This is a genomic window from Endozoicomonas sp. ONNA2 (genome assembly GCF_024606365.1).
In the GTDB taxonomy this organism is placed as follows: domain Bacteria; phylum Pseudomonadota; class Gammaproteobacteria; order Pseudomonadales; family Endozoicomonadaceae; genus Endozoicomonas.
On sequence record NZ_JAHHPO010000298.1, the window covers coordinates 1 to 1,599 of the forward strand.

The window sequence follows — 1,599 nt, forward strand, 5'->3', positions numbered from 1 at the left end:
AAACCGGGGTCAGAAAACCTGGGTCAGGTCTTGATTCTTGACGCCCATTAACCCTGTTCTACTTTTATAGCTCCTTGTTTATAAGCTGGGGGCATAAAAAGGCATAAAAAGTCAGCAGGCCATTGAGAATTAAATACGCAGGTGCGCTGTACCATGTGACTTCCCGGGGGAATGAACGCAACCCAATTTACCGGGAAGAAGTGGATTTCAATCTGTTCCTGGATACCCTGGCCGAGGTCTGTGACCGTTTTCACTGGACAATTCATTCCTGGCGTTTGATGACCAATCATTATCACCTGGTGGTGGAGACTCCGGACAGTAACCTTTCTGCTGGTATGCGACAGTTGAATGGTGTTTATACCACCCGGACGCTATGGGCGGGTTGGCCAACTTTTTCAGGGGCGTTACAAAGCCATTCTGGTGGATAAGTCAGCATACCTTCTGGAGTTGAGCCGTTATGTGGTGTTGAGCCCGTATGGTTGGTCATCCCGCTGAGTGGCTGTGGAGCAGTTACCGTTATACCCTCGGTGAGCTACCTTCACCAGACTGGCTGGCTACCGATGCCATGCTGCTGCAGTTTTCACAAGATCGGGAGCGAGCCTGTGAACGTATTGCTGCTTTTGTGCTGGCAGGGGTGGGTATCAATATTTGGGTCCATCCCAAATAGCAGATCTACCGGGTGATGATCAGTTTGTTTCTGACCAACAGCAATATATTGAACAGCCGGTGAAAGGTAAGGCGCTTTCTGAAGAGCCCCATAAGCAACGGCGGAAACCTGCACGTCCCCTTGATTTTTACACTAAAACAGACTGACACGTACAAGAAGTGGCTCATAAATATGAAGGATCGAAAGGCAAGAGCGATCATCATCGACCGCACCTTCCGGCTTGCTTACGGTCTCCCCGGTGACTCCAGATACGTTGGTGGTGGAGTCTGCGAGCTTCGTATTCACTTTGGGCCTGGCTATCGTATTTATTACCGAAAACAGAGAGGTTTTCTTGCTTTGTGGTGGTGATAAATCCAGCCAAAATCAGGATATCATTTTGGCAAAAAGGCTGGCTAAGGAGATCAATGATGAGTGAACCCATTTATGACTATGACCCTGCCAATTACCTGAACAGCCCTGAAGAAATTGAGACTTTCCTTTTGGAAGCCTTTTCCACGGGTGATTCCGGCTATATAGCAGAAGCAATTGGTGTTGCCGCCAGGGCTAAAGGGATGGCAGATGTTGCCAGAGAGACTGGTTTATCAAGGGAGCAACTTTATCGCTCTTTCAGTGGGGAGGGGAGTCCAACCCTCAAGACCTTATTGGTGGTGTTACAGGCTTTGGGATTGTCCCTGAAACCTTCTTTGGTATGAAAAAACCGGGGGCGGGTTGATTCCTTGCAGGAAACCGCAAAACCGGGGTCATATATGGTCCGCCCCGCATTGCAAGAAAAAGTTTTCCATCATGACAGTAATGCTTCCATTCTCTTCATTAAGAGACCGGCCTTTGGGGTGAGGTCTCAATGCCTCTGGCCCTGATGGAATCCGCTCACTCCCACCTCATCAGGTCTTCGGCCTCTATGGGCCCTGACCCCGGTCAGGTTCAAGGGAGTG

Annotated in this window: 4 protein-coding genes; all 4 read left to right on the top strand. The window is 49.5% G+C overall.

Translation table 11 applies throughout. From position 1 onward, the window contains the following. Window positions 1-122: 122 nt before the first annotated feature. The 4 genes from KDK14_RS05320 to KDK14_RS05335 all read left to right on the top strand — a co-directional run bounded on the left by KDK14_RS05320 (window position 123) and on the right by KDK14_RS05335 (window position 1,359). The gene (locus KDK14_RS05320) at window positions 123-428 is read left to right on the top strand and encodes a transposase (RefSeq protein WP_257263980.1); all 306 of its coding nucleotides are present in this window, start codon (window positions 123-125) and stop codon (window positions 426-428) included. A gap of 47 nt (window positions 429-475) precedes the next feature. Continuing rightward, window positions 476-667 (top strand): hypothetical protein, encoded by a 192-nt coding sequence (locus KDK14_RS05325; protein WP_257263981.1) that lies wholly within the window; start codon window positions 476-478, stop codon window positions 665-667. Window positions 668-838: 171 nt separating this feature from the next. Then, the gene (locus KDK14_RS05330; RefSeq protein WP_257263982.1) at window positions 839-1,015 is read left to right on the top strand and encodes a hypothetical protein; all 177 of its coding nucleotides are present in this window, start codon (window positions 839-841) and stop codon (window positions 1,013-1,015) included. A gap of 59 nt (window positions 1,016-1,074) precedes the next feature. Beyond that, on the top strand, window positions 1,075-1,359 hold the full coding sequence (locus tag KDK14_RS05335; RefSeq protein ID WP_257263983.1) for an addiction module antidote protein: 285 nt from the start codon (window positions 1,075-1,077) through the stop codon (window positions 1,357-1,359). Window positions 1,360-1,599 lie beyond the last annotated feature (240 nt).

Excerpts from the sequence above, each read along its gene's own strand:
- KDK14_RS05335 (WP_257263983.1), top strand. The coding sequence starts at position 1,075 with ATGAGTGAACCCATTTATGACTATGACCCTGCCAATTACCTGAACAGC.
- KDK14_RS05325 (WP_257263981.1), top strand. The coding sequence starts at position 476 with ATGGTTGGTCATCCCGCTGAGTGGCTGTGGAGCAGTTACCGTTATACC.
- KDK14_RS05330 (WP_257263982.1), top strand. The coding sequence starts at position 839 with ATGAAGGATCGAAAGGCAAGAGCGATCATCATCGACCGCACCTTCCGG.